At 66.4% G+C, this 605-nt stretch carries 1 pseudogene; it reads left to right on the top strand.

The features are described 5' to 3' along the window. A pseudogene (locus tag L0966_RS22625) lies at nt 1–605 on the top strand (IS701 family transposase); the annotation flags it as partial.

Below are 605 nucleotides of genomic sequence, written 5' to 3' on the forward strand. Positions count from 1 at the left end.
GCGAGCGCAAGAGCATGCAGCCCATGGCCGAGCGGCTCGAGCCGACACGGTATGACCGCTTCCACCACTTCATCTCGGATGGTCTATGGGACGAGGCCCCCTTGAAGCGGAACTCGCCCGCACCGCCGACCGCCTCGTGGGGGACCCGATGCCATCCTCGTCATCGACGACACCAGCCTGCCCAAGAAGGGCAGCCATTCGGTTGGCGTGGCGCCGCAATACGCCTCCATACTGGGCAAGCGCGCCAACTGCCAGACTTTGGTCTCCGTCACACTCGCGAGGGACGAGGTGCCCGTGGCCGTGGGCCAGCGCCTGTTCCTGCCTCAGACCTGGACCGATGATGTCGAACGCATGGTCACCGCCGGTGTACCAGAGCGGTTCCGGGCACCGCGCTCCAAGTCTGAGATCGCCCTTGATGAGATCGATCGCGTCAGGGCGCTGGGCGTGCGTTTCGGACTGTTCCTGGCCGATGCCGGCTACGGCCTGTCCGCCTCCTTCCGCCAAGGCCTGAGCACACGCGGCCTCACCTGGGCCGTGGGCATCCCGAAGCACCAAAAGGTCTATCCGGCCGATGTTGCGCTCATCTTCCCCGTTGCCGGGCGCGG

Source organism: Xanthobacter sp. NM-59, from assembly GCF_021401125.1.
Classification (GTDB): Bacteria; Pseudomonadota; Alphaproteobacteria; order Rhizobiales; family Xanthobacteraceae; genus Xanthobacter.